The organism is Pseudomonas sp. TH43 (assembly GCF_016650635.1).
GTDB lineage: Bacteria > Pseudomonadota > Gammaproteobacteria > Pseudomonadales > Pseudomonadaceae > Aquipseudomonas.
Genome location: NZ_JAEKFI010000001.1, coordinates 428574 through 443190 on the forward strand (window position 1 = coordinate 428574; position 14617 = coordinate 443190).

12 protein-coding genes and 1 pseudogene are annotated in these 14617 nt (G+C 59.8%); 7 read left to right on the forward strand and 6 right to left on the reverse strand.

All coding sequences use genetic code 11. The features are described 5' to 3' along the window. Window position 1 precedes the first annotated feature (1 nt). Window positions 2–823 carry an ABC transporter permease subunit gene (locus tag JFT81_RS01715; RefSeq protein WP_242485539.1) on the reverse strand — a complete coding sequence of 274 codons (822 nt, stop codon included), beginning with the start codon at window positions 821–823 and terminating at the stop codon, window positions 2–4. A 138-nt stretch (window positions 824–961) separates the two neighbouring features. Continuing rightward, the gene (locus JFT81_RS01720) at window positions 962–1855 is read right to left on the reverse strand and encodes a LysR family transcriptional regulator (RefSeq protein WP_201203660.1); all 894 of its coding nucleotides are present in this window, start codon (window positions 1853–1855) and stop codon (window positions 962–964) included. A gap of 104 nt (window positions 1856–1959) precedes the next feature. Between JFT81_RS01720 and JFT81_RS01725 the strand changes: the two genes are divergently transcribed. After that, window positions 1960–2589, forward strand: coding sequence for a cysteine dioxygenase (locus tag JFT81_RS01725; protein WP_201225850.1), 630 nt, complete (start codon window positions 1960–1962; stop codon window positions 2587–2589). Beyond that, window positions 2586–4167 (forward strand): annotated as a pseudogene (locus JFT81_RS01730) (rhodanese-related sulfurtransferase). The gene JFT81_RS01725 and the pseudogene JFT81_RS01730 overlap by 4 nt, the downstream one beginning before the upstream one ends. Before the next feature lie 76 nt (window positions 4168–4243). On the opposite strand, the gene JFT81_RS01735 reads toward JFT81_RS01730, so the two are convergent. After that, on the reverse strand, window positions 4244–5767 hold the full coding sequence (locus JFT81_RS01735) for a diguanylate cyclase (RefSeq protein WP_201225851.1): 1524 nt from the start codon (window positions 5765–5767) through the stop codon (window positions 4244–4246). A gap of 302 nt (window positions 5768–6069) precedes the next feature. On the opposite strand from JFT81_RS01735, the gene JFT81_RS01740 reads away from it, so the two are divergent. Beyond that, the gene (locus JFT81_RS01740; RefSeq protein ID WP_201225852.1) at window positions 6070–7191 is read left to right on the forward strand and encodes an SMP-30/gluconolactonase/LRE family protein; all 1122 of its coding nucleotides are present in this window, start codon (window positions 6070–6072) and stop codon (window positions 7189–7191) included. A 224-nt stretch (window positions 7192–7415) separates the two neighbouring features. On the opposite strand, the gene JFT81_RS01745 is transcribed toward JFT81_RS01740, so the two are convergent. Next, window positions 7416–8588 carry an MFS transporter gene (locus tag JFT81_RS01745; protein WP_201225853.1) on the reverse strand — a complete coding sequence of 391 codons (1173 nt, stop codon included), beginning with the start codon at window positions 8586–8588 and terminating at the stop codon, window positions 7416–7418. A 94-nt stretch (window positions 8589–8682) separates the two neighbouring features. Here JFT81_RS01745 and JFT81_RS01750 point away from each other — a divergent pair, with 94 nt between their 5' ends. Beyond that, a complete protein-coding gene (locus tag JFT81_RS01750) occupies window positions 8683–9576 on the forward strand; it encodes a LysR family transcriptional regulator (protein ID WP_201225854.1) in 894 nt (297 codons plus the stop codon). Between the two features lie 295 nt (window positions 9577–9871). Next, on the forward strand, window positions 9872–10543 hold the full coding sequence (locus tag JFT81_RS01755) for a lipopolysaccharide kinase InaA family protein (RefSeq protein ID WP_201225855.1): 672 nt from the start codon (window positions 9872–9874) through the stop codon (window positions 10541–10543). A gap of 115 nt (window positions 10544–10658) precedes the next feature. Here the strand turns inward: JFT81_RS01755 and JFT81_RS01760 are convergent, their stop codons facing one another. Then, complete coding sequence (locus JFT81_RS01760) at window positions 10659–10907, reverse strand: CsbD family protein (RefSeq protein ID WP_201203668.1); 249 nt, start codon at window positions 10905–10907, stop codon at window positions 10659–10661. Window positions 10908–11097: 190 nt separating this feature from the next. On the opposite strand from JFT81_RS01760, the gene JFT81_RS01765 reads away from it, so the two are divergent. Next, a complete protein-coding gene (locus JFT81_RS01765) occupies window positions 11098–11910 on the forward strand; it encodes a DUF1206 domain-containing protein (protein WP_201225856.1) in 813 nt (270 codons plus the stop codon). Between the two features lie 386 nt (window positions 11911–12296). After that, window positions 12297–13640, forward strand: coding sequence for an MFS transporter (locus JFT81_RS01770; RefSeq protein WP_347340472.1), 1344 nt, complete (start codon window positions 12297–12299; stop codon window positions 13638–13640). A 150-nt stretch (window positions 13641–13790) separates the two neighbouring features. Here JFT81_RS01770 and panB read toward each other — a convergent pair whose 3' ends face one another. Next, window positions 13791–14615 carry a 3-methyl-2-oxobutanoate hydroxymethyltransferase gene (gene panB / locus JFT81_RS01775; RefSeq protein ID WP_201203671.1) on the reverse strand — a complete coding sequence of 275 codons (825 nt, stop codon included), beginning with the start codon at window positions 14613–14615 and terminating at the stop codon, window positions 13791–13793. Window positions 14616–14617 lie beyond the last annotated feature (2 nt).

The following is a 14617-nucleotide window of genomic DNA, read 5'->3' on the forward strand; positions in this document are numbered from 1 at the left end:
GTCAGCTCCTGATAAAGGTCGGGCGCCAGGCCAGCGCAAACCGTTCAAGCAAACGCACCAGGCCGTCGATACCCAGCCCCAGTACGCTGTAAATGATCAGGCAGATGACGATGACGTCTGTACGCATGAAGTCCCGCGCATCGTTGACCAGGTAACCAATGCCGGCGCTGGCGTTGATTTGCTCAACCACCACCAGCCCCAGCCAACTGATGCCGAAGGCGTAGCGCAAACCGACAAAGAATGCCGGCAAGGCACCGGGCAAGATCACGTGGACGATCAGTTCCCAGCGTTTGAGCCCGAGCATCGTTGCGGCTTCGACAAGCTTGGGGTCGAGGCCGCGGATACCGGAAAACAGCGTGAGATAAATCGGGAAGGTAGTGCCGAGGGCAATCAAGGCGATCTTCGGCGTTTCGCCTACGCCAAACCACAGAATGAACAGCGGCACGATGGCCAGGAACGGCAAGGTTCGGAGCATTTGCATCGGCGAGTCGATGGCGATCTCGCCGCGTCGCGACAACCCCGCCACCAGCGCCAGGACGGTGCCGACGCTAACCCCGATCGCCAGGCCGCTGAGGGCGCGTTGCAGGGAAATCCACAAGTGGCCGGCCAACTCGCCGCTGCCGAGCATCTGCCACAGCGTGGCGCCAATCGCACTGGGCGCAGCGATGATGCGCGGTGGCAACAGTCCCGTGCGCGAGGCCAGCTCCCACAGCAGCAACAGCAACAACGGGCTGAGCAAGCGCGCAAGCAGATCGCGCCCGGCGGGCCATTGGGCGATGGACTTGAGGCGATCCAGCGGTGTAACGGGGGGTTGCGCAGACATTTCAACTTCCCTGATAAAGCGCGTCGAACCCCATGCTAACTACATAAAAACTGTCCGTGAAATTCGTTTTAGTTCTAATCTAATATACAAATAATGCATCTATTCAAATCCACGATATGCAATAAACAACCAATCCGGTCAGTGCTTGCCCACCCGAGCCGCGACCATTTCGCCAAATACGCTGACCGGTTCTTGCAGGTTGCCGAGGAAACGCGGATGGATCAGCCACAAATCAATCACCGGTTTGAAGTCCGAGACCGGGACAATTTCCAGTTTGTCGCGATGGCTGCTGTTTTCCAGCAACGGCAACGGCACCAGACCATAGCCCAGGCCATTGGCGATCAACCCCAACTGCAATTCGGTGCCGAACGTTTCCAGGTTGATTTGCAACGACAACCCCTGCGCGCTCAAGGCCCTTTGCAGGCCGGCGCGGAAACCACAGCCGTCAGGGTTGAGCACCCAGCCGCGCTGATAGCAATCGGCGAGTTTGCAGTTGCGTTTGCGTACCTCGCCTTTGGCGGCGACCACCACCAGGCTCATGCTGGCCAGCGAACGCCCGACCACCCCCTCCGGAAACACCTTACCGGCGGGAAACAGCGCCGCGACCACGTCCAGTTCGCCGTTCTCGACCTTGCCCAGCAAATGGCTGCCCCAGCCTGTGGCCACCGACGTCTGTAATTGCGGGTAGAGGGCTTTCAATTGGCTCAGGGCATCCAGCAACACCACATCGCCGATGGTCTGCGGGACGCCGATGCGTAACGCACCACTGGGCGGGCCGTCGCTGGCCACCAATTCGCTGAGGGCATCAATGGTGCGCAGCACTTCCAGGCACTGCCCGTAAACCCGAAGGCCCATGCTGGTCGGTTTCAGCGGTTTGGTGTTGCGGTCGAGCAACTCGACGCCCAAGGCTTCCTCGAAGTTCTGCACCCGCCGGGTGATCGCCGGCTGGGTCAACTGCAAGGAATCAGCAGCCTGGCTGATGGTTTGGCAGCGGATCACTGCCACGAACGCGTTCAGATCATCTATCTTCATTCTTTTTTCGCATAATAAATGACTGGAAAAATGTGCATAAAGAATAATACCTTTTAGCTCGCCCGTGTAGTTCGCGTTTATTTCAGTTTCCACGGAGGGAGCTCATGCCCCAGAACCTTGTGTCCAAACCACTCGCGCCACCTAACCTGGCGCGCTTGCGCCAGTTCATCGAACAACTGGCCACGCTGCTCGATGAACAGCCCGGTGAAACAGCGATCCTTGAACAGGGCGGCCGCTTGCTGCAGCAACTGGTCAGCGTCGATGACTGGCTGCCGGAGGCATTCGCCCGGCCTGACCCCGAACGTTACCAGCAGTTTTTGCTGCACGCTGATTCCCGGCAACGCTTTTCCATCGTCAGTTTTGTCTGGGGGCCGGGGCAACGCACGCCGATCCATGATCATCGGGTCTGGGGGCTGATCGGCATGTTGCGTGGCGCGGAGTATTCGCAAGGATTTGCCCGGCAACCCGATGGCGCATTGGCAGCGGCCGGAGCAGCGCTGCGCTTGGATCCGGGCCAGGTCGAAGCGGTGTCGCCAACAGTGGGTGACATTCACCAGGTGGCCAATGCCTACAGCGATCAGGTGTCGATCAGTGTGCACGTGTATGGCGCCAACATCGGCGCGGTGAAGCGCGCGGTGTATGGCCTGGACGGCACTGAAAAACCTTTCATCTCCGGCTATTCCAACAGCCTGTTACCAAACCTCTGGGATTTGTCGAAGGAGCTCCCGCAATGACCGATTTCGCTATCCGCCGTTACGCCGATATCCGTAAAGCTCTGCTGGCACGCGAGGAACTTGCATTGCTGGACGTGCGTGAAGAGGCGCCGTTTGCCGAAGCTCATCCGCTGTTTGCGGCCAACATCTCGCTGTCCAAACTCGAACTGGAAGTGTTGGCACGGGTCCCACGCAAAGACACCCGGGTAACCGTGTATGACGATGGCGAAGGCTTGGCCGCCATCGCCGTTGAACGCTTGCAAACGCTGGGTTACACCGATGTGGCGCTGCTTGAGGGCGGCCTGCAAGGCTGGCGTGATGCCGGTGGCGAGCTGTTCAAGGACGTCAATGTACCCAGTAAATCCTTCGGTGAACTGGTGGATGCCGAACGCCACACCCCGTCCCTGGCAGCGGAAGAAGTGCAGGCGCTGCTCGATGCCAAGGCTGACGTGGTGGTGCTGGACGCCCGACGTTTTGACGAATACCAGACCATGAGTATCCCCGGTGGCATCAGCGTACCTGGCGCCGAACTGGTGTTGCGGGTGCGCGAGTTGGCTCCGGACCCGCAAACGCGGGTCATCGTCAATTGCGCCGGACGCACCCGCAGCATCATCGGCACCCAGTCACTGGTCAACGCCGGGATTCCCAACCCCGTGTCCGCCCTGCGCAATGGCACCATCGGCTGGACCCTCGCCGGCCAGACCCTGGAGCATGGCCAGGACCGGCGCTTCAAACCCGTCAGCGCTCACAACAAAAACCTCGCCATCGAAGCCGCCCGCGCGGTCGCCAAACGCGCCAACGTGAGCCGCATCGGCCTGGCCGAGTGGCGACGCTGGCAAGCCGACCCGGCCCGCACTACGTATTTGTTCGATGTGCGCACGCCGGAAGAATTTGCTGCCGGCCACTTGCCGGGCTCGCGCTCCACACCCGGCGGACAACTGGTCCAGGAAACCGATCATTTCGCCAGCGTTCGTGGTGCGCGCCTGGTGCTGGTGGATGACGATAATGTGCGGGCGAACATGAGTGCGTCCTGGCTGGCACAGATGGGTTGGCAAGTGTCCGTACTGGATGACTTGAACCCGAGCGACTTCAGTGAACAAGGCCCATGGCAGCCCCCTGCCGACCGCCCCCGCAGCCGAAGAAATCAGCCCGCAGACGCTGGCGGACTGGCTGAAAGAGCCGGGCACGGAGGTGCTGGATTTAACCGCCAGTGCCCTTTACGTACAACGGCACATCCCCGGCGCGTGGTGGGTATTGCGCAGTCAGTTGCAGTCAGCGTTGGCGAACATTCCGCCGGCCCAGCGTTATGTCTTGACCTGCGGCAGCAGCTTGCTCGCCCGTTGGGCTGTGCCGCAGTTGCAGGCACTGACCCAGCGCCCGGTGGTGGTGTTGCGCGGCGGTACAAGCGCCTGGATCGAAGCTGGACTCCCGGTGCAAGCAAGCCCGCAGCATTTGGCGTCACCGCGTATCGACCGCTATCGCCGACCGTATGAAGGCACCGACAATCCGCGCGAAGCCATGCAGGGCTATCTGGATTGGGAATATGGGCTGGTGGCACAGTTGGGCCGTGACGGAACGCACGGTTTTTTCGTGATCTGACCGTTCGGGACAGGGTCGACCCGCTCGGCCCTGTTTCAGCCCTTTGCGCACCCTCCGACAATTGCGCGATTGGTCGTCATACCGTCAACGTCGGCGATTGGCCGCTACGCGCAAACTGGTTACGCCCCAGTGCCTTGGCGCTGTACAGCGCCTGATCCGCCGCTTCGATCAATCCCTGCAAACCTTCCAGTTGCGCGCCTGTCGCCGTGGCGATGCCAATGCTCACGCTCAGGCGCCCGAACGGGCTGGCGCTGTGCGGGATGTTCTGTTGCGTCAGGCGATCGAGGATGAGCTGAGCCACCACCGCGGCGCCGTCAGCATCGGTATTCGGCATGATGACGCCCATCTCCTCGCCACCATAGCGCGCCAGCAGGTCTGACGGGCGTCGCACACAGTCCTGCAGCACGCGGCCAACGGTCTGCAGGCAGGCATCGCCGGCGACATGCCCAAAGGCGTCATTGAACAGCTTGAAGTAGTCGATATCGATCATCAGCAATGCCAGCGTGCTGCCGTCACGTTGTGCCCGCCGAGCTTCCATGGCGAGGCTCTCGTCAAAGCAGCGCCGATTGGCCAGACCTGTCAGGGCGTCCTTCATTGCCAGCAATTCAAGCTGGCGATTGGATGAGAGCAACTGCTGCTGCGTTCCGCGTAACTGGTCCTCGGCCTCGGTACGCCGGCGGATATCCACAATCAGAAACCAGCCGATCAGACTGGTCAGCCCGAGCAGCCCGGCCACCACCACTGCCGACAGCCACGCTTCCATACGCCACGCCGCCAGTGCCTCGCGTTTGCCGAGGGCGACGGTGGTGATCAAGGGCAGCCGATCACTCTTGCGAAAGGCGTACAGCCGCTCAACGCCGTCCAGGCTGGAGGTGAACGACGCTGTGCCGACTGAGCGATCGACCAGATACTTCGCATAGATGGGCGACTTGGAAAAGTTGCGCCCCATGTCCTGCTCGCGAAAGGGATAGCGAACCAGCAACGTGCCATCGGTATAGGACAAGCCGATGGCGCCCTCCTGCCCGACGTCGATCTTGCCAAACAGGCGCAGGAAGTTTTCGACCCCCAGTGTCACCGCCACCACGCCCGCAAACTCGCCGCGAGCGTCGTTGAAACGGCGGCTGACCGTTATCACCCACTCTTGATTGGAACGGCTTTGAATCGGTGGCCCGATGAAGGTTTCGCGGGAGGGATCATCACGATGATGGATGAAATAGGCGCGATCACTGCTGTTCGCCCCGGCGGGAATCGGCCGGTTCGAAGACATCAGCCAGCGTCCCTGAGTATCGTAAATGGTGATGCCACTGAGCTGCGGCATCAACGGTTCCTGGCGCATGACCAGGGCACTCAGCCGCTGAATCTGCGCGGGGCCACTGCCTTCGGTCTCCAGACGTTCGACGAGGCCGAGCAGCAGCAATGAACTCTGGCGCACGATACCTTCGGAGTACGTCGCCAACGCCTGAGTCAGGTTCAAGCCATGGACGTTGACTTCTTCCAGTGCGCGCTCTCGAGAAGCCAACACTTTCCACACCGTCAATGACGCGAGGGAACAACCGATCACCGACAACAAAAGCACAACCAGATGAATATCACGCTTCACATTGCTACCTTTTGGAAAGTCCGGTTTTCCTTGCCAGCGACCCATGACCGACGCAATGGTTGCAGACTCCTGCGCTTGCCGCGCGCAAGGATACAAGCAGTGATGAAACGTTGCAGCAACAGATTATGCAGCGCGAAAAAGTACCTGACCTCGCCTCACATATCAGATCAACCAGAAGATGTTCAGCGGCCTTCACTTCTATAGGCGAACCAAGACTCGTGCGCAACGAATGACTTGTACGATGTCCTACCACAAGGTATTACTACGTCTCCAAAAAATAATAAAACCACGGAGATCGTTACATGGACTCATTCCTGTCCGCCAAGCCTGAAAGCCTTGACCGAGCGCAAGGCAATACCCGCCGCAGCTTCCTGAAAAAGTCCCTCGCTGTTTCTGCCACGCTCGCCACCGTCGGCAGCGCCGCACTGAGCCGCATCTCCGAGGCCGCCGAACCCTTGAGTCAGCGTTACCCTGATCCACTGATTCAGATCCTCGACGACAGCTTCCTCGAACTGCGTATTTTCAACGCCAGTGTTGAAAAACTTGCCACCGGCATGCGCTGGGCCGAAGGGCCGGTTTGGGTCGGTGATGGCCGCTATTTGTTGGTCAGCGACATCCCCAATAATCGCATCATGCGCTGGGACGAGATCACCGACACCTTCAGCGTGTACCGCGAACACTCCAACTTTTCCAACGGCATGTGCCGGGATCGCCAAGGTCGCCTGATCGTCTGCGAAGGCTCGACCACCACCAGCGAAGGCCGGCGCATCACGCGCACCGAAGCCAATGGCACGATCACCGTGCTGGCCGACAGCTATGACGGCAAACCCTTCAACTCGCCCAATGACATCGTCTGCAAAAGTGACGGATCGATCTGGTTCACCGACCCGCCCTTCCAGACCGGCAATAATTATGAAGGCCACAAAATCACCCCGACCCAACCCCACGCCGTGTACCGCATCGACGGGCAGAGCAAAAAAGTCACCCGGGTCATCGACGACCTCAACGGTCCCAATGGCCTGTGCTTTTCTCCCGATGAAAAAACCCTGTACGTGGTTGAAGGTCGCGCCAAACCCAATCGCCTGATCTGGGCGATTGCCGTGAAGGACGACGGCACGTTGGGTGAACGCCGCAAGCACATCGAAGGGCTGGAGTATGCCGCGATCGACGGCATCAAATGCGACGAAGCGGGCAACCTGTGGTGCGGCTGGGGCGGCAACGGTGATCCCAAGGCCGACCTGGAAAAACTCGACGGCGTGCGCGTTTTCAATCCTCAGGGCAAGGCCATCGGGCACATTTCGCTGCCAGAGCGTTGCCCGAACCTGTGCTTTGGGGGACGCGAAGGGAATCGGCTGTTCATGGCCAGCAGTCACTCGATCTATTCGCTGTTTGTGAACACTCGTGGGACTACGTTTGCGTTGTAAAAGCGAGGTTCGTCTGGCGATGGATTCGTGAGAATCGGAACAGTAGCCTGCCGCGCATCCGAGGATGCGCGGCATTCAAGCATGTGTTGATCAGCAATGGCCTTGGCTGCGCGGGCCTTGATCAAAGGCTCTTGCAGCTACGCCAGCCTGGCTGTTTCAGCCTGAGTCCTGTTGTCAGAGAGGACAACGGAATCGATAGCTTGAAACTGTACACCGGGAGTTTGTTACACCACTGCCGCTTCAATCGTTCTGGTTCTGGAGCGCCAGGCAAACACCAGCACCATCAGCAATCCCAGGCCCGCCATCGCCGCACCGGCCAGGGAAATTGCCGGATAACCCAGCCCGCTATTGATCACCGCACCGCCCAGCGCCGCGCCAATCGCATTGCCGAAGTTGAAGGCGCCGATGTTCACTGCCGAGGCTAGATTGGGCGCGTCCTTGGCCGCTTCCATGACGCGCATTTGTAGCGGTGGCACCAGGGCAAAGCTGGCAATACCCCAGATCAGGATGGCGACGGCAGCCGGCAGCGGCCAACGCATCAGTAGGGTGAACGCCAGCAAGACGAGAATCAGCACGCTCAGCGAAATGATCAGGGTGCGATCTATCGAGTGGTCTGCGGCTTTGCCGCCCCACAGGTTGCCCAGCGTCAACCCGACACCGTAGAGCACCAGCATCGCGGTGATGTAGGCGGTTGACGCATGGGTCTCGTTGCTGAGAATCGGCGCGATGTAAGTGAAGACGGTAAACATCGCACTCGAACCGACGACGGTGAGCGCCAACGCGCCCAGCACCGGGCCGCGCGCCAATACCCGAATCTCCGCCATCACCCCGACGCTTTGCGGCGCCCGCACATTGGGCAGGGCGAACCACAGCGCGGCCATGGTCATCACGCCCAGGCCGGTAATGCCCCAGAAAGCGGTGCGCCAGCCGTACAATTCGCCAAACCAGGCGGCCAACGGCACACCGCCGATGGTCGCCAACGTCAGGCCCATGAACATTGCAGCAACCGCCCCGGCACGTTTCTGCGGGGCGACCACGCTGGCGGCGACAATCGAGCCAACGCCAAAAAATGCGCCATGGTTCAGTGAGGTCACCACCCTGGCGACCATGAGGCTGTAGTAATCGGTGGCCAAGGCTGACATCAGATTACCCAGGGTGAAAATCGCCATAAGCCCGATCAGCAGATAGCGCCGGGGAATTCTCCCGGTGGTCAAGGTCATCAGCGGCGCGCCAAGCAATACGCCCAGCGCATAAGCACTGACCAGCAAACCGGCGGCGGGAATTGAAACGCCCAGATCGGCGGCGATATTCGGCAACATGCCCATGGGGGCAAATTCTGTTACGCCGATGCCAAAAGCACCGATGGCGAGTGCGACAAGTGGTGGATTGATACGCATGGAAGGCTCCTCATCTATGCCGCTGATGCTACGATCCAATCCTTCAGGGCGGTAGACAGCATTTTTGGCAATCACCTTTGCTTGGGAGGCACAAGTGGATTTCAACGGCAGGTCAGGTGAAATGAGCGTGTTCATCACCGTGGCGCAGGAAGGCAGCCTGTCGGCCGCCGCGCGGGCATTGAGCCTGACTCCCTCGGCAGTCAGTCGGATCATCGCGCGTACCGAACAACGTCTTGGCACCCGCCTGCTGTTGCGCACCACCCGTGCGATCACCTTCACGGCCGAGGGCGAAGCGTTCCTGCGCGGCGCCCGACGTATCCTCGCCGACATGGATGAAGTCGAAGACGCCATCGCCGATCAAGGCGTACCCAAGGGGCGATTACGGATCAGTGCCGCCCTCGGTCATGGGCGGCTCGCCATCGTGCCCTTGGTCGCAGCGTTCAGCGCCCGTTACCCGAACATCGTCGTCGACCTCACCCTCGGCGACGAAGTGGTCGACATTCTCGGCGGGCAGGCCGACGTCGCGGTGCGCTTTGGCCATCTGCCCGACAGCCCGCTGACCGCGCGCCGGATCGGCTACACCGGCCAGGTCGTGGTGGCGTCGCCCGAGTATCTCCAGCGCCATGGCATCCCTCAGGAACCGCAAGACCTGCTTAAGCACAACTGCCTGCGCTTCAACTTTCGGCGTGCCGAGTCCAACTGGCCGTTCATCGGCGATGGAAAAGAGTTTTCCCTGAAGGTCAGCGGCAACATCGAATGCAGCAGTGGCGAGGCGCTGGCACAACTCGCGCGAGTAGGCGCGGGCATTGCCCGTATCGGTGAATTCAGCGTGCGCGAGGATCTGCAGCGCGGCGAGTTGATTGCGCTGCTGGAGGCCTGGAATCCCGGGGATCAGGAACCGATTCATGCGGTGTTCGTTGGCGGCGCGGCAATGCCGGCGCGGGTGCGCCTGTTCGTGGACTTTTTGCTGGAACATCACCGGATGTAATCGTTGCCAGTCAGAGCAATGAATGGTGCCCGATAACACCAGCGTTCCGGCGGCCGCAACTCCGTTAAGGATGATCCTGCGCGTACGACCTTTTTTGTGACGGGAGCAATACCTGCCACTCCCACTGATTTTTAGCGGCGCAACTGTTTAAACAAACGAAGCGTAAAAGTTGCGACTTGGTGCCAAAGTTCGCGAAATTCAGGGAACTAATAACTTCCGCCCATGGACAGAGCTGCGATCGCGACGATAATGCAAAAGTCGCAACTAAAAATTTCTACAATAAATGGAGCGGATAATGGGCCGTGCACGCAGTGAGTTTGAATTCTGGTGGGATACGTCCGGAGAGTGGGTCGAACCGCCGAATGTGCGCCGCAGCGGCACCAGTGGTGTCCAGCTGATTGTGAAAGATGACAGGACGTTCTTCGTGAAGCGTCAAACCGGCCATCTGTTTCGCAGTCTCCGTTACCCCACTGGCCGCCCCACCGCTCTGCGTGAAGGCATCGCACTGTCCAGGCTCGAGAAGCTGGGGGTGAAGGCGCCAAGACCCGTGTTTTATGGCGCGAGAAAAGTCCAAGGTGTTTGGCAAGGTGTCCTGGTGACCGAAGATCTCGGCGGTTTTATTGATCTGGATACCTGGTATGGCCAGGGTGCCGCGAGCCTGTTGACGACAGAGCAGCACCAGCAACTTTTAGAGCGTCTGGCGCAAATGCTGGCGCGGATGCATTCGGGCAAATGGCAGCACGGTTGCATGCGTTCCAAACACATATTTATCAAGGCGTCGATGACTGGCGAGCAGTTTGATTTCGAACTGGCGCTGCTAGACCTGGAGAAGTCTCGCGGTCGTGTTACTGCAATAGGGGCGGCGCGTCACGACATCCCTCAACTCAGACGGCATTCTTACTGGGATCAATCGCAGTGGCAGCATTTCCTTGCTGCCTATGAGCAAGCCATTGGCCGGACCCTGTAAGCCGTTGCGCCTAAAGCGGTCAGCTTCCCTCACGACTTCCCGGTATTAAACTCCGGGGAGTGTGAGGGACGGTAACGATACGGTGGGCCTGGCTGGGTACGCCCTACTTCCTGGCTCAGCGACGCAGCAGACGATTGACCAACAGCAGCAAACCCGCGCCAATCGCGAGTGCGGCGACAGGTTTCTCTTTAACGAATGTCGAGACGCTGTCGAGTGTATCGCCGTAGGTTTTGGTCAGTTGGCCAGCAGCCTGGCGTCCAGCGCCCTCTGCTTCCAGTGTCGAATCACCGATCAGTCTACCGACTGCGCTCTGCGCCTTGCCGGCCAGCTTCTCTGCTACACCTTCTACTTGTTCGCTCTTCATGATTCATCAAACCTGCGTGTGTGAGTGGGGAAATCCGACAGCCCTAACCGCGTGGCTGGCAGCACGACATTAGGGGCGCGCGCCGGATGATTAGTTCAAAGGGATGTGCCCCGACAGTTTTCCCCTTTGGCAGTAGAACCCCTCCCAGTGAGAGGGGTCTGCTCTTGAATCACTCTCGGGAATCGATCCAATGTCCGCGCAACGCAGCCTTGTCATACTCGCTCGGGGAGGCTATGCCGCTCGAGGGATGCTTTATCTGATCATCGGTATCTTCGCACTGCTGGCAGCGCATGACTCGACAAAACCCAAGGACAGCCACAGGAGCCTCGAAGCGTTGCTGGCGCAGCCATTCGGTTATTTTCTGGTGGAGCTTGTGGTGGCAGGTCTGCTGGCTTTTGCCGCGTGGCGTTTCCTGCAAGCGACCCGCGATGTCGACCATCACGGCAAAAATCTCAAAGGCTTGGTGATTCGCGCAGGCCTGTTCGCAGGCGGTTTGGTCAACGGTGCTCTGGCATTCTTTGCATTGGGCCTGCTGATCAGCGGCATTAAAAGCTCGGGCAATTCCGGTGGCCAAACCAAGGACTGGCTGGCGCATCTTTTATCCTGGGAATACTCGAATTTACTGGTGTACCTGATCGCGCTTATTCCGCTGGGCGTGGGAATTGCGCACATCATCAAAGGCTGGAAGGCGTCATTCGAGCAATACTTCGAGGCCGACGAAGACGTCATGCAGTACGTCCGCCCAGTGTCTCGGTTCGGTCTGATCGCCCGTGGCGTGGTGTTTATCGAAATTGCCTTGCTGCTGGCCGTCAGCGGCTCCGCGTATAAAGCGATGGATCCGCCGGGTATGAAGGAAGCCCTCGACGCCCTGCAGAACCTGCCAGCGGGATGGCTGATGTTGATGGTGATGGCCGCGGGGCTGATTGCCTTCTCGGTTTACAGTTTCTCTGAAGCGTTCTGGCGCAAGATCAATATGGATGTGCCGGGCATATCGAGGCCGTAGGGAATCGCAAGAATGACCAGTCATTGGCAGCTCGCATTCAGTGGGACGGGTAATCCGACGCCTTGTCTTTTGCAGCGCCAACGATGAGTTGCTGTCTTACCCTGAACTCTGAACTCTGAACTCTGAACTCTGAACTCTGAACTCTGAACTCTGAACTCTGGCCTGCCTGCGTCCCGACGTCGCAGCAGACAGCTATTGGCAAATCCCTCACAAGCCTTAGAATTCCGCCCGCTCTTGCAGCGGTAGAAGCCTGAGGCTGAAGGCACCACTGACACAAAAGCGCGTACTTGAATGGCTGGCCACGCCTCCCCACGTGTGTCCGACACAGCCGCCCTGCCCGATCGGCAGGCACTTGCACAATACAAACACTTCGGCCTGGCAATCGCATGCGCAGAGGCGCACGTTCCGCTGTTCGATCTCTAGAGGTTTTTATGTCTCCGCGTTTGCTGGCCATGGCGCTGGCGCCCCTGCTCGGGCTGTTCATTGTTGCGCTGGGCAACGGTTTTCTTTCTTCGCTGACCACCCTTCGCCTCGACGCCGCCGGTGCATCAACCACGATGATCGGCATCGTGTCATCGGCCTATTTCATTGGTCTGACGCTGGGTGCGGTGTTCAACGACCGTTTGATTCTGCGCATCGGGCATATCCGCGCCTACGGCAGCTTTGCCTCGCTGATCGCGGTGACCATCCTGTTGCAGGGATTGTTCTATGACACCTGGGGCTGGTTTGCCCTGCGCCTCGTCAACGGCTGGGCCACGGTGGGGGTCTTTCTGGTGATCGAAAGCTGGTTGCTGCTGGCAGGCGACGCGAAGATTCGCGGACGCTTGCTCGCGCTGTACATGATCGTCCTGTACGGCGCCGGTGTATTGGGTCAGGCCACGCTGGGGAAAATCACCGGGTTGAGCGACAGCGCGCCGTTCATGGTTGCCGGCATGCTCGCTTCGTTGTCGGTGCTGCCGATTGTGATCCTGCCGCGCGTGTCGCCACTGCTTGATCAGGTTGAGCCGCTCAAGCCACGGCAACTGTTGGGCGTCACGCCGACCGGGCTGGTTGGCTGTTTCGGCTCGGGTGTCACCATCGCGGCGATTTACACTTTGCTGCCGCTGTACCTGCAGCGCAGCGGTCTGAATGTCGGTGAAGTCGGCAGCATGATGGCCTGGACGATCCTCGGCGCGATGCTCCTGCAATATCCGGTCGGGCGCTGGTCCGACCGCAAGGATCGCTTGCAGGTGCTGACCCTTCTGACAGTGGCGTGCACTGTTTTATCGCTGGTGATCGTCCTGCTGCCGTTGACGTCGACGATGCTCGCCGCGATGTTGTTTCTGCTCGGCGGCGGCGTCTTCGCGCTGTACCCGGTTGCCGTCAGCCATGCCGCCGACCGCGCCCCGGCGGAAGCGTTGGTGCCGATGATTCAGGGCTTGTTGCTGATCAACTCGCTGGGCTCGGCGATCAGCCCGATGATGATCTCACCGGTCATGAATTCGTTCGGCGCCAACGGTCTGTTCTGGGTATTTGCGCTGGTCAATCTGTGCATGGTCACGTTCTTTCTGTGGCGACGCGGCAAGCGCCCTGTCCCGGCCAACCCCGCACCTTTTGCAGCAGCGGCAACCTTCTCGCCGACCGGCGCGGAACTGCGGGTGACCGAAGACTTGCGTCAGGCGGTGCAGGATCACCCGCCCATGGTTGATGCGTTGAGCGGCGAGTCTGCGCCGCACTGTGAAACGCGCTGAGCGCTGCGTGTCTTTTGGCCGGCAGGGCAAAAGGCGCGCCGTGAACAAGTAAAAAAGCCAGTGCGGCGCTTGTCACACCCCACTGGCAACGTGTTAACGCGGTGGCCCGCCATCAGCTATTGATGCAGCGAGCTGCCAGCGTTATCGATCTCAGCGTTTAACGCCAAAACAGTGCGAGAGTTCAGGGAAGCTGCCATCGCGAACCTCCGCTGAAAACTGGCCAACCGCATCGCGGATGACCGCATGGACGTCGGCATAACGTTTAGCGAAGCGCGGCACAAAATCACCGCCAAGCCCCAGAATGTCCTCGATCACCAGAACCTGGCCATCGCACGCCGGCGATGCGCCGATGCCAATCGTCGGCACACTCAGCGTTTCGGTCAGTTCGCGTGCGAGCGGCTCTGCCAGCCCTTCCAGCACAAAGCAAAAGGCCCCGGCTTGCTCCATCGCCGTGGCGGCTTCACGGATAGCGTTCGCCGATGACTCGTCCATGCCCTGAGCGCGGAATCCGCCCATGGTGTTGACGAATTGAGGCATCAAGCCGATATGCGCCATCACCGGGATACCGCGCTCCACCAGAAACTGCACAGTGGGAGCCATGGCCGCGCTACCTTCCAGTTTGACGGCGGCGACATTGGCCTCCTGCATCAACCGTGCGGCACTGCGGAAGGCTTGGACCGGTGATTCCTGGTAGGAGGCGAACGGCAGATCGGCCACGACGCAGGCTCGGCGTGTCGCCTGAACGACAGCACGACTGTGTTGAATCGTCTGATCCAGGCTGAAGTGCAGTGTGTTGGGCTGCCCGTAGGCAACCATCGCAGTCGAATCCCCCATCAGGATAACGTCGACGAATTCGTCAACGATCTCAGCGAGCGAGCGATTGTGCGCGGTCAACGAAACGATCTTGCGTTTGCCCTTGCACGCTCTGATGTCCGGCACTGATAGCCGACGGGTTTCACTTGCTGCAGTACTCATGG

Excerpts from the sequence above, each read along its gene's own strand:
- JFT81_RS01755 (WP_201225855.1), top strand. The coding sequence starts at position 9,872 with ATGGGCCGTGCACGCAGTGAGTTTGAATTCTGGTGGGATACGTCCGGA.
- JFT81_RS01760 (WP_201203668.1), bottom strand. The coding sequence starts at position 10,907 with ATGAAGAGCGAACAAGTAGAAGGTGTAGCAGAGAAGCTGGCCGGCAAG.
- JFT81_RS01765 (WP_201225856.1), top strand. The coding sequence starts at position 11,098 with ATGTCCGCGCAACGCAGCCTTGTCATACTCGCTCGGGGAGGCTATGCC.
- JFT81_RS01770 (WP_347340472.1), top strand. The coding sequence starts at position 12,297 with ATGCGCAGAGGCGCACGTTCCGCTGTTCGATCTCTAGAGGTTTTTATG.
- JFT81_RS01725 (WP_201225850.1), top strand. The coding sequence starts at position 1,960 with ATGCCCCAGAACCTTGTGTCCAAACCACTCGCGCCACCTAACCTGGCG.
- JFT81_RS01745 (WP_201225853.1), bottom strand. The coding sequence starts at position 8,588 with ATGCGTATCAATCCACCACTTGTCGCACTCGCCATCGGTGCTTTTGGC.
- panB (WP_201203671.1), bottom strand. The coding sequence starts at position 14,615 with ATGAGTACTGCAGCAAGTGAAACCCGTCGGCTATCAGTGCCGGACATC.
- JFT81_RS01720 (WP_201203660.1), bottom strand. The coding sequence starts at position 1,855 with ATGAAGATAGATGATCTGAACGCGTTCGTGGCAGTGATCCGCTGCCAA.
- JFT81_RS01715 (WP_242485539.1), bottom strand. The coding sequence starts at position 823 with ATGTCTGCGCAACCCCCCGTTACACCGCTGGATCGCCTCAAGTCCATC.
- JFT81_RS01740 (WP_201225852.1), top strand. The coding sequence starts at position 6,070 with ATGGACTCATTCCTGTCCGCCAAGCCTGAAAGCCTTGACCGAGCGCAA.